This window comes from Halalkalibacter oceani, assembly GCF_023715705.1.
Taxonomy (GTDB): domain Bacteria; phylum Bacillota; class Bacilli; order Bacillales; family Bacillaceae_D; genus Halalkalibacter; species Halalkalibacter oceani_A.
On record NZ_JAMBOS010000012.1, the window covers coordinates 1 to 21,677 of the forward strand.

Consider the following 21,677-nt stretch of genomic DNA (forward strand, 5'->3'; position numbering starts at 1 on the left):
TATTTACACACATACAAAACAAAGAAGGTTCAAGAAGGCACCAAATGAATATTTAAACAATCTTGAAACCAAATGGTTAAGGCACAACTAAACCATTGTGTTAGTTGTGCCGTCTAAGTTTTTTTTACCTTTTGTCCAGCCTCTACAGCAGTTTTTTCATTAGAAAAACATGTAATAAATCACGCCTCCGATGGCGAACAAGGGAATCACAAAAAGCAGGCTCTTCTTAAATGATGTTACATAGGAACGAATCCCTTTTCCGCTGTCCCCGGACGTGGCGACCTCCATCGCAAGCCAAATAATGGCCAAAAGTGCAAGAGCGATCCCGATGAACCAAGTCATGTCCCACCTCTCCTGAATTTTTTCCTAATTATTCCAACTATTTACTTCCATCATACACGGTACGGAAACGCGATTCAATCACTGTTTATTTGATGTCCAATCCAAGCATCGCCGCAAACGAAAGAGCCTGCCTTTCGGAAACAATACATCCTCTCAACTCCTCCGGTGAAACAGTTAACGATTGAAAGTCAGAGCTGCTAATGTCGATTCCGTTTAATGCAGTCCGATCAAAACTGACGCCATCAATGTTACATTGCTCGTAAACCGTCTTTTTCATCGTGCAATGATAAAAATCGGCGTTGGTTAGATTGGAGTCTTTAAAGTGGAGTTTTTCCATTTTCGACTCGCCAAAATTACACATCGACAGCAAGCAATGATCAAACAAAACATTCCCGAATCGGCTTTCTGCAAGCTGAACTCCTAACAGCTTACAGTTGCTGAAGGTTACCCGATGAATGCTCGCATTACTTAAATCCGCATTTGAGAGGTCACAATTTTCGAAATGAACGTCGGTTATGTCGATATGACGAAACTGCGTATGCTGAAAAGTAGAGTTCTTTATCACCATTCCATACAATTGAACCCGGTCAATGGTTTCATGATCAAAACATGACTTTTCCACTTCCAATCCATGCAGATGAGGATCTTCCTCGTTATAAATATCTTCAAACTTTCCTACTGGCAACTCACGGGGCAGTTTAGGTTTATCAATCTTCATTCAGGCACCTACTTTTTTCATGATAGCAGGAGAGATCACTCTCACTGGAAAACATTACTTGATTGATTATATCACCAGGTGTCAAGAGTTCCTTCCTGCATCAGCCGCTTCGCTAACCGTTCCCCCGCTTTAGCTTTGGAAGAGGCGGGCTGCTTTCGGGACATTGGAATATAACCCGCCGTTTAAACTGTAGCGATCAGCATAAAGCCGCTTGATTTTTTAGAGTAAATACTCTAAACTCTTAATTAGAGTATTTACTCTAAAAAGGAGGAGGTCGCTTGGCTAAAAATACGAAAGAGAGAATCATTGATGCCGCAATTGAACTGTTCAATGTAAATAGCACTGGTGAAGTATCCACCAACCATATTGCAAAGGAAATCGGGATCAGCCCCGGCAATCTGTACTACCATTTTCAAAATAAAGAAGAAATTATCAGGGCGATTTTTGAAAGGATGGTTGCCGATTTTCATCTCCTTTGGTCAATCACAAAACAGCAAAATGAGCTTTCTTTCCAAGAGTTGAGATCTTTGTTGAAAAGCAGCTTTGAACTGGAATGGAAGTATCGGTTTTTTTACAGGGAATTGATCGTTCTAATGAAAAACGATCCGGACTTAAAGTCCAGACATAGTCAGATTCAACAGGAACGAATGCAGCAGCAAAGAGCATTTCTTCAGCAATTAATCGATCTCGGTGTCTTGCATGATACTGTAAAAGGTCAGTTGGACGCCCTGCTGAAAATCAGTTGGATGATCAGTAATTACTGGCTGATGTTTCTTGAGTCGAGTGGAATAGAAGGCATAACAGAAGAACTGCTTGAGGAAGGCATCGACCTTATCTTTACCGTCTTTACCCCTTATTTCCAGCAGAATTAGGAGGCGCGGAATGAACGTAAAACTGGAGGATAAACTTTCAAGAAGAAACTTTTTGAAAAAGACAGGAGCGTTCCTAATCGTTATGATTTGGGGCGGGTCCATCTGGCGGGCAGTTGATCAGGGTGTCTTTCAGGCAGGAAGAGGGTCAGCTTTTGAGCCGTGGGAAAAGCAGGACAATGGTGCCTTTCCTGATCAGCTCAAGCTCATTCAGGCTGCCGTTCTCGCCTCTAATCCACATAATACTCAACCTTGGCTATTTAAAGTAACTGACGATTATATTGATATTTATGCCGACGAAAGCAGACATCTCGGTGCCTTTGATCCTTTCAAGCGGGAAATGTTTATCGGGCTCGGCTGCGCGATTGAGAACATGATGCAAGCCGCCGCTGAAAATGGCTTTTCTGCCCGCCTGCAATACACTCCTCTCTCAATGGAGCCACTCTGCATCGCCCGTGTTCACCTCGAACAAGCTTATGTCACACCTGCCCCGCTCTTTTCTTATATTTTTCACCGCCACACAAATCGTGGCGTATATGACGGCGATCGTCCGATTCCCGCTCAGCTTTATCAAGAAATGGAACACCTTACACTGGAGGAAAAGAATGTTGATTTGCGCTGGTTTTCATCAACTGAGGATAAAAAGAAGATCAGCGACCTAATCGTTCAATCGACAGAAGCGATTATTGCCGATGAAGAAATGAGCATCGCAAGCAATCGCTGGTTTAAGGATAGCTGGCAAGATGTCCAACAGAGTCGTGACGGAATTACATTAGATGCTCAGGGCGAATCCTTCTTTATTCGCGCAATTGGGAAGATGCTACCGCCATTGTCGCGAGAGAGGAATGACCAGTTTTGGCTGAACGCCACGAGAGATAGACATACGGCAACCGCCGCTGCTTACGGGCTGCTTTCTGTTCGAAATGCAGCCGTTCCGCAGCAGCCCGTTCGGGCAGGGCGCGTCTGGCAACGGATTCATTTATTTGGCACAAAGGAAGGATTAGGGATGCATCCCCTTAATCAATTAAATGAAATGAGCGACCGGGAACAGGCATTAAAGAAGACTTCTTTCTTTCATGCAGAACGATCCAAATTAACCCCGCCTGGCTGGGATGGTATTTTTCTTTTCCGACTGGGCTACCCGCTGAAAACACCTCTGCCAAGTCCGCGCAGAGCTGTGGAGGATGTTATGATGTAAAGCGCTTCTTTTTATAAATACATAAGCCGCAGGAACCCAAAAGGTAGAATCAATTCTCTTCTAGCTTTTTGGAGTGTCCTGCGGCTTTTATCCCGGTCATTTATAAATTAAGCTTTTGCTGTGTACAAATGCCCTGACTTGTCGACAATTCCTAGATGGTAGGCTTTTTCAAGATAGCCCAAGGCTGCTTTTTCCCGTTGAGGATCACCGCCCATACGCTTCTGCAGATCGCTATGTTCTTGCTGCCATTGATCAATTTCCCTCGACAAGAAATGATTTCCGACGACATCCTTGTCTATCATTTCTAAGAAGTCTTTGAAACTGATCGGCGCCTGCTTGTAAGGCAAGTCTGCTCCCTCTCGTTTTGCTTTTACATGAGCGGTAACCGTAAGTCTTGTATACGCCTGAAAACCCGCTGCTTCCTCTGTAGTAAAATGACTGAGCAATTCATCTCAACCTCCTTCAGATTATTCACATTTCCAGTATTGGAAATCATTTGGCTGTTAGCTTGATAATATGATTAGATTCTGAATAAATTATCATTTTCAAAAAATATCATTTTGCTCACGTTTCATCAATCTTCTCCCCTTCCATCATTGCTCTCTTTCATTACCGACATTATTCTGTTCGCCTTGCTGCATATCTGTTCTCACTTTTTCAATCTGCTTGGTAAGTGAGGCGGTTAACTGCTGAATGCCGGCCGTAATGTCATTGACCTGCTCAAAATTAGTCAGCTGTTGATCCGAAGAAGAGGAAATGCTTTCAGTGCCTGCTTTGTTTTCCAGGGCGATGCTTTCCATCTGCTGTAAGGAGTGCTGTATTTCACTGATTTTCTCGCCAATTTTTGCGGCTAAATGATAGGAGGTGCTCGTTTCGTTTGATACTTGCTCAATATTGGTCACGATCGTCTCTAGTAATTCACCTGTTTGCTTGACCTGGTCCACACCACGTACTGCCTGCTTTCGGCCCAACTCTGTATACTCGCTCATACTTTTCATCCCATCAACCAATTCAGTAATGGTCGTTACAATTTGCTCTGCATAGCCGCGGGATTGATCGGCTAATTTTCGCACCTCACTCGCGACAACAGCAAAGCCTTGTCCTTCCTTACCCGCGCGGGCGGCTTCAATCGAGGCGTTTAACGCTAATAAATTCGTTTGATTGGCGATGCTTTGGATGAGCAGCAGCATCTCCTGTATGTCGACGGACCGCTTCGTCATCTTTTCCGTTTCCTGTTCGATCTTCTGCACAGCGAAGGAAACCTGCTCCATTGTATTCACCGTCTCCACCATGCTGCTTTTCCCGCGGTTCGCTTGACTTACCGTATGTTCAGAGGATGTAACCGCGTGTTTTGCCTGGGTAATGATATTGTCGATATCATTTGCAATATTTCCCACAATTAAACTGCTCTTTTGTGCTTCTTTTACCTGATTATCAGCCCCGGCAACCATTTCAACCATTGATTCCATAATATAATGAGAAGCCGTTGTCGACTCTTTGGCACCCTTCTCCAGTCCATCGACATTGTTTAAAAGCTCTTTCGACATTTTTGAAATATGCTCAATTAAGCTTTGCAGCATATTTTTTTGTTTTCGTTCATTCTCATTGACAATCCGATAATAATGATTGCGCGCCATTAGCTGCACAATTGTAACAAGGCTTGTCAAGACGAGGAAACAGGCGTGAATCATCAATAATGTAAACGGGTAATGATCCGTCCCACAGATTAATTCAGGAATGGTGAAATACCCAGCCAAATGTTGCAGGGCAAAAATAAGTGTGCTGGCAACAATGATTTTACTATTTTCAAAGTAAGCCAAGCTGGCCACAACCATAAAAATAGAAAAATGATATTCAACCATTCCGTCCCCGCCAGCAACGAGCGAAATGCTGCCAAACGTCAAAGAAAGCATGATCAGCCACGGTAAAGCCGGGTGAGACCGGTCTTTGCGATAAACGAATACCGCTGCAAGCAGCAGTAGAAGCGGAATAAGCAACAACCCATTTAATAGAAACGTTAACTGAGCTGTTTGGCTGTCATGAAACGGCGATAGCAACAAATAGGTGTCCAACCAGCCGATCTCCCGATGGAGGAAATGAACAACAAACGATAATAACGTGACAAATGCGGCAAAATACAACATAAGTTCGTTTTTCTTTTTTAACATTTTTCTCTCCTTATCAAATAGCATAGATATTTGTAGCAGTAGAATAAGAGACAAACTCCTTGATTCAAACCCCCGCTTTCCTTTAGTTAAAATTATGTTATCTTCATGTGGATTAACATGAATTCGAAGTATTTATCTATAAAATCACCTTCCTCTTTTTATAATGAAAATATGAATGACAATTAATTAAACTAAAGAATACTGAATTATATTATAGTTTTTCCGGTTCACCTCAACCGTTATACCATTCTTTCCTATCCAGCAACTATACATAATAAAAGCTTCTCCATAATAAAAAGCCGCACCCTGTAAATCGGGTCCAGCTTTTCATGTTGGATCGCAAACAATGGCGAACTAGGCATAAATATTAACAAGCAAGCCTTTGATTTCGCCGACCATATTTAGAATATCAAGTCCTTTTTTCTGCTTTTCAAGCACGGCATCTGTTAAATCGAGTAGCTTCCGGTCCACTTCCTGAACAATTTTATAAATCTTCGTCCGTCCCCGTCTGTTAAAGCCCCGTCGTTCTTCAAGACTCAGTCCTAACGAAACCGCGTCTTCCATAAAATCTTTCACCAGCTGTTTATATTTGCGCAGCTCGCCAACCGTTCTCGATTCTGCCAGCACCCTTCCCTGATCATCGATTTTTTCCATCAGCTTGGAGAGACGTTCATACGCTTTCTCATCGCGCTGCTTTCCAATCACTTCACTGAAGGACACCTTTGCTTCAGGTCCGGTAGTTTTTGTTCCTGTCCGCTGTAGGCCGGTTTTACCGACTCGCTGTACGTCCATATCATGCGCACCTCTTTACTCGATAATCTTGTCTTTTCAGTGTACCATAACAAAGGCACTTTTTCTCAACACGTTTCTCTCCGAAACCTGTAACGAGCATTCCTGTAATGAGCAAGGCCCTCTCTCTTCTCTTTGAAAAAGGAGCTGTCCCAAAGTCCAAGTGGAACAGCTCCTTTCATATCGAATTTCCTTTTCAAAACCGCTGTTTAGCTTATTGCAGCAGCTGAAGAACACCTTGCGGCAACTGATTCGCCTGAGCGAGCATCGCTGTCGCCGACTGGTTCAAAATATTATTACGGGTAAACTCCGTCATCTCAAGCGCCATATCCGCATCGCGAATCCGTGACTCAGACGCCGTTAAGTTCTCATGCGTCACTTGGAGATTATTGACTGTATGCTCCATTCGGTTTTGCGTTGCCCCAAGCTTAGCGCGCACGTCGGAAAGAACATTAATCGCATTATCAAGGATAAAGATCGCTTCATTCGCCCCTTTCTGCGATGTCACGTCCACCTCTTCAATACCAAGTGTTACAACATCAAGACGCGGAACATCAATCATTACATTTTGATTCGTGTTCGGCCCGATTTGGAAAGCGAGGGCGTTGTTGGTGATGGAGAACTTTGTTTCATCGTCAGCAATTGAATTGTCAAATGAAAATTCAATACCGCCATGGGTAATTACACCGTTTCTAGTTGTGATTGTTTTTTCAGCAGCAATTTTATTCTCATCGGCTGTATCTTCACCACGGTAGACAGAAAACGTTGCCTTTTGCTCAATCGAGACTTTGATTGTACCGGCTTCACGGATATTTGCTGTGTTAATGGAGAGTCCGCCAATTGAGAATTCATTATTAGGAGTCACACTACTACTGTGTACCGGGACTGAACGTTCTTCAAGCGGTAAGCCATTTGGACCAACGACTTGAATTGTTGCACTGTATTGAATATCACTAGCCGGGTCATCCGGGTCAGGGTCATTCGCTAAGAAGCTTCTAACATTAATCGTGTATTCACCAAACGCTTGCGGATAGAAGTCATCACCCTCTCCTAGGTCTTCATCCAATGAAATATTATCTTCGTCGGCAATTCCAGCTCCTACTTGATTCAACGTTACGACTTCTGTACTACCTTCCACCTTGACATGATAAACCCCTGATTGTAAACGTGGATCAATGACTTTCGGCATTCCAATTACGTTTGCACCATTATCTGTATCCTCACTGATTGAAGCCAATACTGCACTGGAGCCGTTTAGCAATTTACGAGTGTTAAATTCTGTTTTTTCAGAGATGCTGTCGACTTCAAGCTTGAGCTGCTCGACCTCTTTTTGGATTTGCTGACGGTCATATTCAGTGTTTGTATCATTGGCACCCTGGACCGCGAGTTCACGCATCCGTTGCAGAATGGCATGCACTTCCTGAAGAGCGCCTTCTGCTGTCTGCATTAACGAAATTCCGTCCATCGCGTTCCGTTCCGCCATTTTCAGACCGCGGATCTGTGAGCGCATTTTTTCAGAGATGGCAAGCCCGGCCGCATCATCAGCAGCGCGGTTGATACGCATCCCTGAGGCAAGCTTCTCCAGGTTTTTTGATGTTTGGAACTGGTTTTTATTTAAGTTGCGGTATGCATTTAATGCTTGAATATTATTATTAATTTTCATGAAAACAACGCCCTTCCTCTATTAATTAATTATCGTAAATTGAATGATTTTCATAGACATTAACTTTTTGCTTTACAGCTTTTGATTGGACATCGCGATTTGATTTCATCGCTTGATTCCATGATTCCATAATTGGCTTAAGCACAGCAATGACTTCGTCAATCATCGCTTTATCTTTTTTAAAGTTGGCTTCAACAAGTTTATCCGCTATGTAATTATAAAGCTGCTCCAGCTGATCGGCGATAATGCCGGCTTCATAGTTTATCCCGGCTCCGAGCCGATGGATAATGTCGCTAGCTTTTTGCAGTTTTTCATTGGCGTCAATATAGCTTTTATCCTTAATATATGTAGCTGCATCTTCTAAATTAAGCAGCAATGCTTCATAAAGAAGAGCCGTGATTTCCTGCGGTGTCTTTTGATGAAGTGCTTCATTTGTCAGAAACATGGCTAAGGCTTCACCTCCATCTGTCTGCTTCTACTTTTATTATCGGAAGCTCGTACCAATTGTTTAATAGATTGTCATAAAAAAAGTTTATGCCGCCATGTTTCTTACATAAATGAATCGTTAATATGATTTCTCCATCTCTTCAATCAAAAGCAAAATCTCCGCCATCACTGAATAAAGCTGGGGCGGGATATTGTCCCCCAAATCCATATCAAGCAGGTTTTCGACAAGCCCCGGATCCTCCTGCATATGAATGTGATTCTGCTTGGCCAGCTCGATAATTTGATTGGCGACTTGGCCCTTGCCGTGTGCGACAACCTTCGGCGCATCGCTCTCCTCGTCATAACGGATGACCGCAGCGGTTGGGCCATTGATCTGCCTGCGTTGTTTTTGGTTGAAATGCCTCGAAACGATCATATTTTAAAATCAAATCCTTTCTCGGTAAATATCGGCTGCTGGCGTGTTTCCGTATCCTCTTTTTCCGCCTGCTCTGCCGTTGACAGCTGCGCATATTTTATTCCATTGATTGAATATCCGATCTCCGACAGTTTTTCCACCGCCGCCTCGACAAGCGGTTCCATCTTTCTTTGAAAGTCAGCCTGATCATTTTTTAATGTTACAGATAATTGCCGTTCTGTAGCCGACACAACAATGCCGATTTCACCCATTTTCGGCGTTTCCATCAGAAAATAAAGGCTGCAGTTCTCCCAATCAACCTGCTCGCCCTCATTGCGCGAGTTGACAAACACTTGCAAATTCTGAACCTTTTCCTCCAGTAAAAGAGGAAGCTGAAAAAACATGCTTTGCAAATTGCCTTGCTGATCGGAACGGCTTAACAGCTGCTGACCGGTCAAGTTGTTTAACGCCTGGTTTGCGAGCTGCTGGACACGGGCTCCCTCTTCTTCCCCGCGTGCCAGCTGAAGCAGCGTTGTTTTTAAATTGCGCTGATCATCCGGCAGCTGTTGATCCCGGGCGGAAGCAAGCTGCTGGGCAAGCTCGCTGTCACGATTTAGACCAAGGCTGCGAATCATCTCGAACATCGCGCGCGGGGAGCCTTCCTGCATCGGTCCGCGGGCGATTTCCCCAAGCTGTTGCGGCATACTTCTCCCCGGAAGCTGAGCGTCACGTAACGCCTGCTCGCTCGCGGCCGTGTAGTGCTTCACCTTTGTGTCAGAGGGTTTGAAATTGAGCCGTTCGACAAGCTGCGTCACCTCTTTGACAATCCGGTTCGCTTCCTGGTGCTGCCCTTTGACAAGCAGTTTTTTCGCTTCATGAAGCTGACTGCTGGCCTGCATAAGCTGGCGTTCTGTCTTCATATCAGCAAACTGCATCATTTCACTGCGCAAAATGGCATGATCGAGCTTTTTGATCGTCGTTTCAAGCAACGGCTTTGCCTGCTGCTGGGCCTGATTGCGGAACTGCTCGATTTGCCGGGATACAACATCAAGCTGCCGGGTAACATCGCGCTGTAACGCTTTAAATTCAGCTGTCATTTGCGCCAGCTTCTCGGTAATCGTCGTCACTGCAATTGATTTGCTGGCCATTTCCACGCTCGTTTGAAACTGCTCATTTTGCACATATGTATTGCTTTCAGCAGTCTGCTGCACAGCTTCTGCCCTCGGACTGCCTGCTTTCACCTGCTCAATAAGTGACGCAAGCTCTTGTCGCGCTCTTAATTCCCGGCCCTGCTCTTCAAATGCCCGCGCCGCCTCCAGTCTTTCATTCACTTGCCGGCTCAGCTCCGGCGGAAGCGCCTGTTCACTGAGCAATGCTTGAGCTTGCTGAATCGCCCGCGCTAACACAGGCTCCCGTTGCAACGTCGTTTCCGCCTGCCGAATGGCTTCCTCAAGCGGTAATGCTTGCTGCTGTGGCTGAGTACCAGCAAGCGCCGGCAGCGTTTGCTCGATTCTTGCCAAAGAAGCAAGAAGGCGCTCTTTTGCCACTGCCTGAAGCTGCTCTGATTGCAGCACAGCCCGCTGCAGCTGATCGGCTGACTCCGGACGCGATCCGGCCTGCTTCAGCACAGCCTGCAACTGATCTCGGAATGATTCTGTGACGCCTTCCCGGACGAGAGTTGTGCGCATCTCCTGAATCAGCTTACTTTGATTTTGCTGCGAATTCGCTTGACCGGACTGTTGTAATGTTTGCAGAATTCGTTCTGCCGCGATTCGATCAAGATGCTTTGCTTCAGCAATAGCTCGATCTACAGTTCGCCGACCTTCGCGATCTAACGGTGCTTTTTGGGCGAAGTCCTGCAATCGCTCAGCAGCCCGCTCGACACTCGGCGCCCGCTCCACTGCCTGGCGCACCTGCTCTACTTCCACCGTCCGGGCAGGTGCCGCTGCTGGCGACTGGGGACGCTCCCCCTGTGACGATGGTGATGCCGGACGCTCAATCTGCTCCAGCGCTCTCACCAGCCGCGTGATTCCTTCTCTTTCCTGGCCACGGGCCGCGTCTGCTCTCGCCTGCTCGATCGCACGTGTTACCTCTCTTGTTTGCTCAGCGCTCAACGCCTGAGAGCGGATTAAGCGGCTTTCTATTTGTTGCGCCGCCCGCTCGACACTCGGCGCCCGCTCCACTGCCTGACGCACCTGCTCTACTTCCGCTGTCCGGGCAGGTGATGGCGCTGACGGCTGTGGACGCTCTGCCTGAACTGGGCGCTCCCCCTGCGATGGTGATGCCGGACGCTCGATCTGCTCCAGCGCTCTCACCAGCCGCGTGATTCCTTCTCTCTCCTGGCTGCGGGCCGCGTCTGCTCTCGCCTGCTCGATCGCACGTGTCACATCTCTTGTTTGCTCAGCGCTCAACGCCTGAGAGCGGATTAAGCGGCTTTCTATTTGCTGTGCCGCCCGCTCGACACTCGGCGCCCGCTCCACTGCCTGACGCACCTGCTCTACTTCCGCTGTCCGGGCAGGTGATGGCGCTGACGGCTGTGGACGCTCTGCCTGAACTGGGCGCTCCCCCTGTGACGGTAATACCGGACGCTCGATCTGCTCCAGCGCCCTTACCAACCGCGTGATTCCTTCTCTTTCCTGGCCGCGGGCCGCGTCTGTGCGGGCATGTTCAATCGCAGTTGAAAGCGTCCTTGCCTGCTCACTCGTGACAGATGGTAGCAGCTGGCGTTCGATATGGGCCGCTGCCCGTTCCACCGTTGTCATCCGCTGCACTTCCTGTCTAACCTCGCGAGCTGGCGGCTGCTGGCGGTCCAACTGCTCCCTTTGCACCGGCCGGGCCTTGAAGTCCGGGTCCAGCTCCCTTGCCAAATCGGTCAGCACCTGGTTGAGCGGACGACCGTGAAGCGCCTCGTGAACAGCGTTCAGGTGAGAGGATGTCACATCGAGCCGTTTGCTCGCCAATGCCTGGACCGTTTGCAGTCTTTGTTCCGGCTTTCCTTGCTGGAGAAAACGCTGCAAATCGGCGACAGCTTCCCTGGAAAGCGGGACGCCCTTGTCCATCAGCATCGCCGCTGCCTGTCTAAGCTCGGATGTAGGCTGGCTGACGCCGAGCTGTCGCAAAGTTTGAGTCAGCTCTTGCTGGCGAGCTGCGCTTCCCTGTTCACCGGCGGGAAGCTTCCTGTCACTGTTGCCAAGTGCTTTTACCTGAATCGACTCACCTGCGGGGTCGACTACTTGAATCGTCGTCCGCTCTCCGGCAGGAACACCTCCTTCAAATCTTGCGACAACCTCTCGTCCCCTGATCGAGAGCACAGCCTCGTCCTTTCCTTTCCGCTCCTTAATCGTTGCCCGGTACACATCGCCTTCTCTAAGCTGTACCGGCCGCTCCTGTGTCTGGCTGACGGCTTGGGTGTATTGTTGTATTTGCATACGGTTCACGCTCCTGGCTTGTAAAAAAGTCCTTACTTTCTTATCGGTTTTTTTCAGCTGATTGTTTACTTTTCCGTGCCTCTATTTTGCAGCCAGCCTTTTTGGACAGCATGATCACCAAACTTGGCTTTTATGTCATTGATCGTTTCGAGCAGCTGCTCCTCTTTCTGCTCTTTTTCATAAGAAAAGAGGTCAAGCTGTTTATACGCATATTGCTGCTCAATCAAATCGTATGTGCTTATTCCGAGTAGACGCACCGGCTCCTGCGTCCATGCCTTTTTAAACAAAGAAGTTGCCTGCCGAAGTATGTCCGCTTGCTCTCTTATCGGATTTAGCACTTTCTGACTGCGGGTCACCATTTTCCAGTCGTGATAACGGATCGTCAGCTGAACGCCCCGCGCCATCACTCCTTTTTGCTTCAATCGTTTTTGAACCTTGGCCGCCAGCTCAGCAAGTGTTTGAAAAATGATTTGCTCATTTCGTGTATCAGCGCGTAACGTAGTTGAATGTCCGACCGATTTAAATTCCTCATAGGCATCGGGATCGACCGGTCTGTCGTCATGTCCGTTGGCCCGTTCCCGCAAGACAAGACCGCGCTCGCCAAATTTCTGCTTTACCAGCAATGGATCAGCCTTGGCCAGATCGCCAATCGTTAAAATTCCCTGGCGCTGCCATTTTTCAATTGTCCGTTTGCCAATGCCGTGCATCTCGCTAATCGCAAGCGGCCAAAGCTTTTTTTCAATATCACGTTTACGCAGTACGGTGATGCCGTTCGGCTTTTTCATATCGCTCGCCATTTTCGCCAGAAATTTGTTCGGCGCAATTCCGATGCTGCATGGCAAATCAAGTTCCTCGGCAATTCTTGCCTGAATTTGCCCGGCGAGCACCACAGGATGAATCCGGCCTAAGTAATGAGTAAGATCCAAATAGCCCTCATCGACGGACACCTGTTGAACTAGCGGTGTATAGCTCGCCAAAATGGCGAACATTCTTTGGGAGGCCAGGCGGATCCGCTCTCGGTTGGCCGGCAGGATAATTAACGATGGACAGAGCTTTTTCGCCTGCCAAATCGGCATCGTTGTTTTGACCCCTTTTGCCCTCGCTTCGTAGCTGCTCGTCACGATAATGCCTTTCCGTTCCTTCGGGTTGCCGGCAATCGCGACCGGCTTTCCTTTCAGCTTCTTATCATGTGCGATTTCCACTGAGGCAAAAAAACTGTTCATATCAAGATGAAAGATTAAACGAACCGGCTTCATCTGTTTTTCCTCCTTTCCCATTATTTTATGACATTTTTGATAACATAACCCGAATCAGACGATTGCGGGTAGTTGTTTGCGGCTGTTACGGAGATGGTCTTCCTCTCCGCTCTAAGACTGCAGCAACACTTCAGCTTCCATCACTCCGACAATATCCTTCCATATGTCCACCTCTATTATACGAAAGAATGTTCGATTTAGGAATAAGGTTGGTTGAAAGATGGAGAGGATTTCGTTATGGTGAACATACAGGAGAAGTCTTTCCTTCCTGTAGATTGGAGGCTGCTTTTATGCATATAAGCAAACAAAAACAGGAGTCCTTCTACCTCTCGTTCAAGCAGATTCAGTTTGTCCAGCGGATAGCGCGTAAAAAACACAAAAAATCACCGACAATAGCGGAAATTGCAGCCATTACCGGCGACTCCGAAGAGTATATTCTTGAAAGCATGGAGTTTGGTCAAGCAAGCCCTCCTGAAATCCAAACGTATTACCATTAAAAAAGCCTATGGACGACTTTTCTTGTCAGCCGGAACATTTTTACCTTTACTCTTTAAAAAGGCGGGGCAAAAGGTTATTGACCCTTTTGCCCCGCCTCTGCGCAATGAGCGTAACCGTCTCCTTGAAACGGGAACTATTCTTCGACGCTCAAAACTTCCCCAATGTTACTTCTTCCCCTTCGCTACTTCCTGAATGATCGCCACAACCGCTTCAGAAAGCTTAGTCAGTTCAGCAATTGGCATTCGTTCATTTTTTGTATGAATCTCTTCATAGCCGACAGCAAGATTAACCGTCGGGATACCATGCCCTGCGATGATATTGGCATCACTTCCGCCGCCGCTCTGCAGCAGCTCCGGCTGGCGGTCAATCGCTGCCATCGCTCTTTTCGCGACTTCCACAACCTCATCACCGTCGCCAAGCTTGAAGCCCGGATACATGATGTCAATTTCCACCTCGGCCCGTGCCCCCATCTCGGCGGCAGTTGCCTCAAAGGCTGCTTTCATCTTTGCCACCTGTGCCTCCATCTTTTCCTTAATGAGGGAGCGCGCTTCGGCGAGAATTTCAACATGATCACAGACGATATTCGTTTGCGTTCCACCTTCAAAACGGCCAATGTTCGCCGTCGTTTCTTCGTCAATCCGGCCGAGCGGCATTTTCGAGACGGCCTTTGCGGCTACTGTAATCGCGGAAACGCCTTTTTCCGGGGCGACTCCGGCGTGAGCCGTTTTACCGTGGATGATCGCTTTTACTTTAGCTTGTGTCGGTGCAGCGACAATAATATTCCCGACCGGACCATCGCTGTCCAGAGCAAAGCCGTAGGATGCCTCGATCAAACTCGGATCAAGCTCTTTCGCCCCGACTAGACCTGATTCTTCCCCGACCGTGATAATAAACTGGATCGTGCCATGTTCGATCCGCTCTTCCTTTAGGACGCGTATCGCTTCAAGCATCGCGGCGATCCCTGCTTTGTCATCGGCACCTAAAATTGTTGTCCCATCCGTGATGACATAGCCGTCTTTAATTGACGGTTTAACCCCGTTACCCGGTACGACCGTGTCCATATGCGAGGTGAAATAGATGGTCTCGATTCCTTTTACCCCAGGCAAGGTGCAAATTAAATTGCCTGCGCCATGACCGGTTTTCTTCGCCGCATCATCTTCAATTACATTTACCCCGAGTTTCTCGAACTTCTCCTTTAAGATTGGCGCAATTTTTTGTTCGTGCTTCGTTTCTGAATCAATTTGGACAAGCTCCAGAAATTCTTCGACTAATCGTTGTTCATTTATCATGATTTTCCTCCAGTATGTAAACAAATGATTTAGTTGCTTCGGAGTAGTCCCGAAAAGGTGAAAATCACCCCTTTGGAACTGCTCCTTCCTCTTTTTCGCAGAATTCAAACAGCACACCGCGTGCGGAGCGCGGATGCAAAAAAGCGACCTGCGCTCCGCCGGCTCCGGGAACCGGGTCATGATTGATCATTTCCACGCCGTTTTCCTGAATATCTTTAATTCTCTTTCTAATATCGGTGACACCGAGGGCGACATGATGCAGTCCTTCGCCGCGCTTCTCAATGAACTTGGCAATCGGACTTTCACTTGAAAGAGGTTCAAGCAATTCAATTTTCGATTCCCCGACACCCAGAAAGGCGACCTTCACCCCTTGAGCAGGTACTTCTTCGATTCCCAACAAACGCAGCTTAAGACTCCCTACATAAAACGGAAGCACTTCTTCAATTGAAGAAACGGCAATGCCAATATGATCAATTTTTTTTGGTGACTTTTCATTCATGCTGCTCCCCCCAAACCCTTTTGTCTTCTCCCTTACTTCGTCTATTTTACCAAAAAATCCTTCTTCGCCGCTTATTTTTCTCTCCCCCTTGTCCTCAAAAGCAGAACACAGTAAAATAAAAGAACGTATGATTTAGAGGAGGGTGCACAATGCCACGCAAATTTCGCAAGACGATTATTTACATTATGATAGCCACTATGGTTCTTGGTTCCGTCCTGATGGGCATCTCCTTTTTCTAATAAGAAAAAGCAGCGATAGAAGCATGAATCTTTCCTTTCAATAGAAAGCTTTGTCAAACTGTCAGGTTGGGGAGCATGTTTTCCAGTTGACATTGCTTCGTCCGCTACTCGCCTGAAGACGAAATCCGGGCCCTCTCCAGGCTTTTAAGAGTGTAACGGGTCCGCATACTGCTTGAAGGCTAACTTTTGGTCGAAGCTGCTGAAAAAGTACGATTTTCACTTTTTCAGCAGCTTTTTTCATATGGCGCCAAACTCTTTGGCAATCTCCTCAAACGAATGACTGCCATTTGTAATATGAACCTTTGTGCCGAGCGGTACCACATCAAACAGCTTGATCACCGCTTCATTTCTCAGGCGGATACAGCCGGCCGACACAGCTCTGCCAATCAATTCCGGTCGGTTTGTGCCGTGAATGCCGTACACCCTGCCATTCGTGTCGAGCGCATCAAAGCCGATCCACCTCGCCCCGAGCGGATTGTTCGGGTGGCCACCCGGGATGTTTTTTTTGCGGTAATACGGCGTATGAGCCTTCACTGTGACAGTAAAGGTACCGAGTGGCGTTTGATCTCCCGGTTTTCCGCTCGCGACCGGCATCACTTCTTTGACCTCTCCCCCCTGAATAAAAGCAAGCTGGTTCGTGTTCGTGTTGATAATAATAAAAGGATCTCCTTGCATCGGATTGTCGCCGATCGGCCAAATCGGGGAAGAGATTAAACAACTGATCAAGGCAATGATTAGAACTCTCATCTGTTTCAATCCTATCTTTTTTTCCTTAGGATTTCAGTCAGAGCTTCTTTTTATCCGCCTTGTTCCACAAACGGTCTTTAATATACAAATATTGCTCCATTTCATACATAATGTAGAGCAGCGCCGAGCGCACTTCGAATTCCTCCCGTGTCGCCGGAAGATCCGTCTCTTGAAATGATTGCTTAATCGCTCTCAGCTTTTCCTGGAAATACGGGACCCGATTCGCGGGACTGACCGCGCCGCTCAGCTCGGACAGGAAATCAGCGAGCGTTTCCCCCTGCGGAACCGAATACGTAATTTTAGAGACAAACGGCATAACCCGCTCAAGGATTTCAAACTGCTTCTCACGCATTTTGAAGTAATAGTAATATTGATCTTCATAGCGGAGAATGTGATTCTGAATGTTGCGGAAGGCGACATTCTTCCCTTCCTGAAGCAATTGCACCGTTTCTGGGATCTCTTTCCCATCCCAGTCACTTTCCCCATGGCGCAAATAAGTCGCCAGCTCGCGCAAAATCGTTTTGAAATGATCTTCAATCTCCTGGTGATAATGACGCAGCTCGCGGTCAATATTCGGCATATACACATTCATCAGCAATGCTACCCCGACACCGATGACAATCAGCAATAATTCATTGACGATAATCTCAACTGACAACGTTTGAATGGTATATAAATGGAGAATAATCACCGAGCTCGTGACAATTCCTTCTTTCACCCTCGCCATCACGCTTAAAGGAATGAATACAAGTAATATTGCTGTCAATGTCCACGGATAGTAGCCGAGCAGCTGAAAGAACAGCCCGCTGACGGTCATACCAATTAAACACGCCACAATCCTTGATCCGGAAGCTTTTAATGAGCTTCGCCGCGTAATCGACGTGCAGAGAATGGCAATAATTGCGGCCGCAGAATAAAACTCCAGCTGTAAGGCCTGCGCAATCGCAATCGCCACGCCCGCCCCGACAGCTGTTTTCAATGTGCGATACCCTATCTTAAATGCCATAATTCGCCTCATCTCGTTTTTTTCTATAGTGTAACATGGGGAGAGGGTGTCTCAAAAGTCCACCTCCGCTGCGGTACCCAAGACAGCGATACCCGGCACAAAAAGACCTGCAGAGCCTGTCTGCAAGCCTAACTGCTTTATAACACCTTTTCGAGGAAGTCTTTCGCGCGCTCTGACTTCGGTGCCGTAAAAAATTCACTTGGCGGGGCATCCTCCATCAGAATCCCCTGATCTAAGAAAAGGACACGATCAGCCACTTCACGGGCAAAGCCCATTTCATGAGTGACAATCGCCATCGTCATCCCGGAGACAGCCAAATCCTTCATCACCGCCAACACTTCCTTGACCATTTCCGGATCAAGTGCGGAAGTCGGCTCATCGAACAGCATCACCTCCGGCTCCATTGCTAAAGCCCGGGCGATCGCGACACGCTGCTTTTGCCCGCCTGACAGGCGGTTCGGATATTCATCGCGCTTCTCATACAGACCGACGCGCCGCAGCAATTCCTCCGCTTTTTCAACTGCTTCCTCCCGTGCCATACGTTTCACCGTCATCGGTGCATACGTCAAGTTAGCAAGAACAGTCATGTGAGGAAAAAGATGAAAATGCTGGAAGACCATGCCGATTTGCTGACGGGCGGCCATAATGTTCGTCTTCGGACCTGTCAGCTCTTTCTCAGCAAGCCAAATCTTCCCCTGCGTCGGTTTCTCCAATAAATTCATGCACCGCAGCAAGGTTGACTTTCCCGAACCGGACGGACCGATAATCGCCACAACATCCCCTTTATGAATCGTCGTTGAAATGCCTCTCAGCACCTCAACCTTTCCAAATGATTTATGAAGATCATCCACCTTAATCACCGCGCTGTAACCTCCTTTCGATCATCCGGCCAATCAACGTCAGCACCATTACAAGCAGATAATAAATTAAGCCGACGAACAAGAGCGCCTCAAAATAACTAAAAATTTGCGCATTGACGATCTGTGCTCTGCGCATCAAATCCATCACGCCGATGACCGAGACAATCGCTGATTCTTTCGTCAGATTAATAAATTCATTAAATAAGGCCGGTAAAATATTGCGAAACGCCTGTGGCAAAATAATTTTCAGCATCATCGGACGGTAAGGAATACCGAGAGCCGCCGCCGCTTCCTTCTGTCCTTTATCGACTGCCTGAATTCCGGCACGAATAATTTCCGACACATAAGCGGCTGAGTTCAGTCCGAAGGCTAAAACCCCGGCCTGATAAGCCGAAATATCGAGATTAAACTGCGGTAAACCGAAATAAATAATGGAAAGCTGTAAAATTAACGGGGTTCCTCTGAACACGGAGGTGTAAGCATCAGCGATAAAGCGCAGAATTCCAAAACGCCCTATTTTGAAGATCGCGAGGACAATTCCCAATACAAGCCCGAAAATCAAAGCGACAGAAACAAATTGTAAGGTGACAATCACCCCTTGTAAAAGAAAAGGGATATGCGGCACAATTTGATTAAAATCTAGCATGTCAGTTTGTCCTTCCTATTTCATTCTTATTAAGAAAAGCCGCGCATGGCTTTTCTTTAAAGAATTGAATCCCGCGGACACCAACTGCACGCGGGATTCAACCGTTCTATTCTTGTTCAGCTTCAGCGTCTTCTACTTCGCCTTCAGCATCAAACCATTGCAGGATAAGCTCATCCATTTTACCACTTTCAATCAGCTCATTCAACTTCTCATTGAACGGTTCAACAAGCTCGCTGCCTTTCGGAAAGGCAATCGCTGAACCCATTTCTTCTTCACTTTCAACTTCGAAGCTCAAAAGCTGGTCCTGGGCTTCCATGTGACCTGCTGCAACTGTATCCTCCATCAGGATCGCGTCGATACGGCCGGCAAGCAGTTCCTGCATAATTTCAGGAATCCGGTTCAGCTTCACTACTTCAAAGCCATGTTCTTCAGCCAGCGCCTCTGCGTCTCCCTCTTGGATTGAACCAAGCTGAACACCGACCTTTAAGCCAGCTAAATCTTCAACTGCGGAGATACCTGCATCTTCCGTTGTGACGATTAAATTCTTCGCATCATAATAAATATCGGAAAAATCAACGTTTTCCAGCCGCTCTTCCGTTGGCGTCATCCCGGCAAGCACAAAATCAACACGTCCTGCTTCCATCGCCGGAATCAAGCCATTGAAATCCATATCTTCAACTTGCAGCTCATAACCGAGCTCTTCTGTAATATATCTCGCAATATCAACATCAAAGCCGACAATTTCACCTGTCTGTGTATCAATTGATTCATAAGGAGGATAATCAGCAGAAGTTCCCATTACAAGCGTGCCGCCTTCTCCTTCACTCGCCTCTGTCGGCTCTTCCGTTTGCGGCTCTTCTGAATCAGCCGGTGCATCGCCAGCTGGCGCTTCTTCTCCACCAGTTCCACAGCCTGCTAAAATACCGAACGATAAAGCCGCCGATAACCCAAACATCCATAATTTTTTCATCGTGTTACCCCCGTTTTCTTTCTTGTAATATAATATTTATACTCGCATTTGCATAATAACACAAGGCTCTTAAAAAAGGGAATACCTTTTGTAAAAAAAGCTAACAGCGAGATTAAAGACAGAATTTTCCCTTTATTCGAAATGACTTTCCTTTCTTTTCCTTTACCCGTTTATTCTTGTGACATAACTCTTTCCAGCAAAAATCAGCATATTGTCCTACTAAAAAAACAATCTATTCGGCGAATAGATTGTTTTTTTAGTATATATTGCTTCTTTAGCTAGCCGGCTCTTCTGCTTCATCTGCCGGTGCTTCAACTCCTGAATCATCAGTAGGGGCAGCCGGATCCTCTGCCGGATCTCCGCAAGCCGCTAAAACACTTACAGATAGAGCTCCCGCTAGAATCATGTAAAGTAATTTTTTGCTCATTATGAATTCCTCCTTAATGAATAGAGCTGGTGTGTTTCCAACCATTTTCATCATACTAAACGCCTCCTTAAAACAAAAGAGTATTGGCAATAATTACAATTTTTCACAAACTTCTTTGACATTCTTTCATTTACTTCCAAGTCCCTCCAAATTGCCAGCAATTACGTTGCTCGTTTTCTACCTACAACAACAACCAAGACTGATTGTTTTTCTGCTTTCAGCTCGGGTATGGCAGCGGTTCGGTTTGAGCGGTACAGGACATTTCTTGTACCTGCGCTGGAATTACTTATCATTCGCGTTATAATAGAAGGAAGGAGGTTTTTATGGACATTATTCTATTTATTTTACTTGGCGGCCTAATCGGGATCTTTTCCGGTTTCTTCGGAATCGGCGGAGGCATTATTTTAACTCCGCTTTTACTTTTGCTCGGCTATCCGCCCACTTTTGTAATCGGCACAAGCCTCATGCTTTCATTGGGAACGTCGATATCCGGAGCGATTGCCCACTTCCGGATGGGGAACATCCAATGGAAATATGTTGCCATTATTAACGTGATGGGAATTATTGGGACGCAAATCGCCCACCCCCTTATTACAAAATTAGAGTCGCTTGGCTATGCGGAGACAGCGATCTCGATTTTCTACATTATGCTGCTCGGCTTTTTTGCCGTGACGTTATTAAAAAAGCAAAAAAGCAGGCCTGCAAACAGACCGGCTCCTGCCTTTCCCTTATTGATTGCGGGCCTTATCGGACTTGGTGCGGGTTTTATTTCTTCCGCTTTAGGAGTCAGCGGCGGCTTTTTTATCGTTCCTTTATTAATTTCGCTATTAGGGTTAAAAGCGCCTCATGCGGTCGGGACAAGCCTGGCATCTGTCGTCTTTATTGTCACTTCCGGCTTTATTTCATATAGTATATCAAGTACGTTGGATTATATTGCCGGCATTTCTCTAATCATCGGGACGTTTCTCGGTGCTCCGATCGGTGCTAAATCAACCTTGTTAGTGAAAGAGTCGTTTATGCGTTTGCTGTTGGGAAGCTTGTATATTTGCATGATTATGAGCGTTATCGTCAATCTCTTCCTGCCTTCGTTTATCGGGCTGATCATTATCGGCGCATTTGCCTTGTTTTTCTTTACGACGCTCATCCGGCAAAAATGGCTCAGCAAAAAGGAACAGGCGGCCGGCGGATAAACTTTTTCAACAAAAAAATGTCTCAACAGGTGCG

At 46.8% G+C, this 21,677-nt stretch carries 23 protein-coding genes; 5 read left to right on the forward strand and 18 right to left on the reverse strand.

The window, feature by feature from the left end:
* Positions 1-159: 159 nt before the first annotated feature.
* The gene (locus tag M3212_RS12325) at positions 160-342 is read right to left on the reverse strand and encodes a hypothetical protein (RefSeq protein WP_251194285.1); all 183 of its coding nucleotides are present in this window, start codon (positions 340-342) and stop codon (positions 160-162) included.
* Positions 343-427: 85 nt separating this feature from the next.
* A complete protein-coding gene (locus M3212_RS12330; RefSeq protein ID WP_251194286.1) occupies positions 428-1,060 on the reverse strand; it encodes a pentapeptide repeat-containing protein in 633 nt (210 codons plus the stop codon).
* 278 nt (positions 1,061-1,338) lie between these two features.
* Here M3212_RS12330 and M3212_RS12335 point away from each other — a divergent pair, with 278 nt between their 5' ends.
* Complete coding sequence (locus M3212_RS12335; protein WP_251194287.1) at positions 1,339-1,932, forward strand: TetR/AcrR family transcriptional regulator; 594 nt, start codon at positions 1,339-1,341, stop codon at positions 1,930-1,932.
* A 10-nt stretch (positions 1,933-1,942) separates the two neighbouring features.
* Positions 1,943-3,127, forward strand: a complete 1,185-nt coding sequence (locus M3212_RS12340) for an Acg family FMN-binding oxidoreductase (protein WP_251194288.1) — start codon at positions 1,943-1,945, stop codon at positions 3,125-3,127.
* A gap of 107 nt (positions 3,128-3,234) precedes the next feature.
* Here M3212_RS12340 and M3212_RS12345 read toward each other — a convergent pair whose 3' ends face one another.
* From M3212_RS12345 to M3212_RS12380, 8 genes are all read right to left on the reverse strand, one after another.
* On the reverse strand, positions 3,235-3,573 hold the full coding sequence (locus M3212_RS12345; RefSeq protein ID WP_251194289.1) for a hypothetical protein: 339 nt from the start codon (positions 3,571-3,573) through the stop codon (positions 3,235-3,237).
* Positions 3,574-3,720: 147 nt separating this feature from the next.
* Positions 3,721-5,295 carry a methyl-accepting chemotaxis protein gene (locus tag M3212_RS12350; protein WP_251194290.1) on the reverse strand — a complete coding sequence of 525 codons (1,575 nt, stop codon included), beginning with the start codon at positions 5,293-5,295 and terminating at the stop codon, positions 3,721-3,723.
* A 354-nt stretch (positions 5,296-5,649) separates the two neighbouring features.
* Entirely contained in the window at positions 5,650-6,087 is a 438-nt protein-coding gene (locus tag M3212_RS12355; RefSeq protein ID WP_251194291.1) for a YaaR family protein, read from the reverse strand.
* A gap of 211 nt (positions 6,088-6,298) precedes the next feature.
* Positions 6,299-7,747, reverse strand: coding sequence for a flagellin (locus M3212_RS12360; RefSeq protein ID WP_251194292.1), 1,449 nt, complete (start codon positions 7,745-7,747; stop codon positions 6,299-6,301).
* Positions 7,748-7,772: 25 nt separating this feature from the next.
* Complete coding sequence (gene fliS, locus M3212_RS12365; protein ID WP_251194293.1) at positions 7,773-8,192, reverse strand: flagellar export chaperone FliS; 420 nt, start codon at positions 8,190-8,192, stop codon at positions 7,773-7,775.
* A gap of 120 nt (positions 8,193-8,312) precedes the next feature.
* On the reverse strand, positions 8,313-8,609 hold the full coding sequence (locus M3212_RS12370; protein ID WP_251194294.1) for an EscU/YscU/HrcU family type III secretion system export apparatus switch protein: 297 nt from the start codon (positions 8,607-8,609) through the stop codon (positions 8,313-8,315).
* Positions 8,606-12,016 carry a hypothetical protein gene (locus M3212_RS12375; protein ID WP_251194295.1) on the reverse strand — a complete coding sequence of 1,137 codons (3,411 nt, stop codon included), beginning with the start codon at positions 12,014-12,016 and terminating at the stop codon, positions 8,606-8,608. Before M3212_RS12375 ends, M3212_RS12370 begins: the two co-directional genes overlap by 4 nt.
* A 65-nt stretch (positions 12,017-12,081) precedes the next feature.
* Entirely contained in the window at positions 12,082-13,272 is a 1,191-nt protein-coding gene (locus M3212_RS12380; RefSeq protein WP_251194296.1) for a DNA polymerase IV, read from the reverse strand.
* A 290-nt stretch (positions 13,273-13,562) separates the two neighbouring features.
* Here M3212_RS12380 and M3212_RS12385 point away from each other — a divergent pair, with 290 nt between their 5' ends.
* A complete protein-coding gene (locus tag M3212_RS12385) occupies positions 13,563-13,769 on the forward strand; it encodes a hypothetical protein (protein WP_251194297.1) in 207 nt (68 codons plus the stop codon).
* Positions 13,770-13,934: 165 nt separating this feature from the next.
* Here the strand turns inward: M3212_RS12385 and M3212_RS12390 are convergent, their stop codons facing one another.
* Positions 13,935-15,059 carry a M20/M25/M40 family metallo-hydrolase gene (locus M3212_RS12390; protein WP_251194298.1) on the reverse strand — a complete coding sequence of 375 codons (1,125 nt, stop codon included), beginning with the start codon at positions 15,057-15,059 and terminating at the stop codon, positions 13,935-13,937.
* Positions 15,060-15,123: 64 nt separating this feature from the next.
* Positions 15,124-15,558, reverse strand: a complete 435-nt coding sequence (gene mce, locus M3212_RS12395) for a methylmalonyl-CoA epimerase (RefSeq protein ID WP_251194299.1) — start codon at positions 15,556-15,558, stop codon at positions 15,124-15,126.
* Between the two features lie 149 nt (positions 15,559-15,707).
* Between mce and prli42 the strand changes: the two genes are divergently transcribed.
* On the forward strand, positions 15,708-15,797 hold the full coding sequence (gene prli42, locus M3212_RS12400; RefSeq protein ID WP_251194300.1) for a stressosome-associated protein Prli42: 90 nt from the start codon (positions 15,708-15,710) through the stop codon (positions 15,795-15,797).
* 237 nt (positions 15,798-16,034) lie between these two features.
* On the opposite strand, the gene M3212_RS12405 is transcribed toward prli42, so the two are convergent.
* The 6 genes from M3212_RS12405 to M3212_RS12430 form a co-directional block, all read right to left on the reverse strand.
* The gene (locus M3212_RS12405; protein ID WP_251194301.1) at positions 16,035-16,544 is read right to left on the reverse strand and encodes a L,D-transpeptidase; all 510 of its coding nucleotides are present in this window, start codon (positions 16,542-16,544) and stop codon (positions 16,035-16,037) included.
* Positions 16,545-16,581: 37 nt separating this feature from the next.
* A complete protein-coding gene (locus M3212_RS12410; RefSeq protein WP_251194302.1) occupies positions 16,582-17,550 on the reverse strand; it encodes an aromatic acid exporter family protein in 969 nt (322 codons plus the stop codon).
* Between the two features lie 137 nt (positions 17,551-17,687).
* Positions 17,688-18,410 (reverse strand): amino acid ABC transporter ATP-binding protein, encoded by a 723-nt coding sequence (locus M3212_RS12415; protein ID WP_251194303.1) that lies wholly within the window; start codon positions 18,408-18,410, stop codon positions 17,688-17,690.
* Positions 18,403-19,056 carry an amino acid ABC transporter permease gene (locus M3212_RS12420; protein WP_251194304.1) on the reverse strand — a complete coding sequence of 218 codons (654 nt, stop codon included), beginning with the start codon at positions 19,054-19,056 and terminating at the stop codon, positions 18,403-18,405. Before M3212_RS12420 ends, M3212_RS12415 begins: the two co-directional genes overlap by 8 nt.
* A 106-nt stretch (positions 19,057-19,162) precedes the next feature.
* Complete coding sequence (locus M3212_RS12425; protein WP_251194305.1) at positions 19,163-20,026, reverse strand: transporter substrate-binding domain-containing protein; 864 nt, start codon at positions 20,024-20,026, stop codon at positions 19,163-19,165.
* Between the two features lie 274 nt (positions 20,027-20,300).
* Positions 20,301-20,453: a hypothetical protein gene (locus tag M3212_RS12430; RefSeq protein ID WP_251194306.1), complete on the reverse strand. Its 153-nt coding sequence runs from the start codon at positions 20,451-20,453 to the stop codon at positions 20,301-20,303.
* Between the two features lie 323 nt (positions 20,454-20,776).
* On the opposite strand from M3212_RS12430, the gene M3212_RS12435 reads away from it, so the two are divergent.
* On the forward strand, positions 20,777-21,643 hold the full coding sequence (locus tag M3212_RS12435) for a sulfite exporter TauE/SafE family protein (RefSeq protein WP_251194307.1): 867 nt from the start codon (positions 20,777-20,779) through the stop codon (positions 21,641-21,643).
* The last annotated feature ends 34 nt before the right edge of the window (positions 21,644-21,677 follow it).

Bases quoted from the DNA above. Each gene is read 5' to 3' on its own strand.
- M3212_RS12375 (WP_251194295.1), bottom strand. From the start codon at position 12,016: ATGCAAATACAACAATACACCCAAGCCGTCAGCCAGACACAGGAGCGG.
- M3212_RS12325 (WP_251194285.1), bottom strand. From the start codon at position 342: ATGACTTGGTTCATCGGGATCGCTCTTGCACTTTTGGCCATTATTTGG.
- M3212_RS12385 (WP_251194297.1), top strand. From the start codon at position 13,563: ATGCATATAAGCAAACAAAAACAGGAGTCCTTCTACCTCTCGTTCAAG.
- M3212_RS12430 (WP_251194306.1), bottom strand. From the start codon at position 20,453: ATGAGCAAAAAATTACTTTACATGATTCTAGCGGGAGCTCTATCTGTA.
- M3212_RS12340 (WP_251194288.1), top strand. From the start codon at position 1,943: ATGAACGTAAAACTGGAGGATAAACTTTCAAGAAGAAACTTTTTGAAA.
- mce (WP_251194299.1), bottom strand. From the start codon at position 15,558: ATGAATGAAAAGTCACCAAAAAAAATTGATCATATTGGCATTGCCGTT.
- M3212_RS12380 (WP_251194296.1), bottom strand. From the start codon at position 13,272: ATGAAGCCGGTTCGTTTAATCTTTCATCTTGATATGAACAGTTTTTTT.
- M3212_RS12420 (WP_251194304.1), bottom strand. From the start codon at position 19,056: ATGCTAGATTTTAATCAAATTGTGCCGCATATCCCTTTTCTTTTACAA.
- M3212_RS12355 (WP_251194291.1), bottom strand. From the start codon at position 6,087: ATGGACGTACAGCGAGTCGGTAAAACCGGCCTACAGCGGACAGGAACA.
- fliS (WP_251194293.1), bottom strand. From the start codon at position 8,192: ATGTTTCTGACAAATGAAGCACTTCATCAAAAGACACCGCAGGAAATC.
- prli42 (WP_251194300.1), top strand. From the start codon at position 15,708: ATGCCACGCAAATTTCGCAAGACGATTATTTACATTATGATAGCCACT.
- M3212_RS12370 (WP_251194294.1), bottom strand. From the start codon at position 8,609: ATGATCGTTTCGAGGCATTTCAACCAAAAACAACGCAGGCAGATCAAT.
- M3212_RS12435 (WP_251194307.1), top strand. From the start codon at position 20,777: ATGGACATTATTCTATTTATTTTACTTGGCGGCCTAATCGGGATCTTT.
- M3212_RS12410 (WP_251194302.1), bottom strand. From the start codon at position 17,550: ATGGCATTTAAGATAGGGTATCGCACATTGAAAACAGCTGTCGGGGCG.
- M3212_RS12390 (WP_251194298.1), bottom strand. From the start codon at position 15,059: ATGATAAATGAACAACGATTAGTCGAAGAATTTCTGGAGCTTGTCCAA.
- M3212_RS12425 (WP_251194305.1), bottom strand. From the start codon at position 20,026: ATGAAAAAATTATGGATGTTTGGGTTATCGGCGGCTTTATCGTTCGGT.
- M3212_RS12330 (WP_251194286.1), bottom strand. From the start codon at position 1,060: ATGAAGATTGATAAACCTAAACTGCCCCGTGAGTTGCCAGTAGGAAAG.
- M3212_RS12350 (WP_251194290.1), bottom strand. From the start codon at position 5,295: ATGTTAAAAAAGAAAAACGAACTTATGTTGTATTTTGCCGCATTTGTC.
- M3212_RS12405 (WP_251194301.1), bottom strand. From the start codon at position 16,544: ATGAGAGTTCTAATCATTGCCTTGATCAGTTGTTTAATCTCTTCCCCG.
- M3212_RS12360 (WP_251194292.1), bottom strand. From the start codon at position 7,747: ATGAAAATTAATAATAATATTCAAGCATTAAATGCATACCGCAACTTA.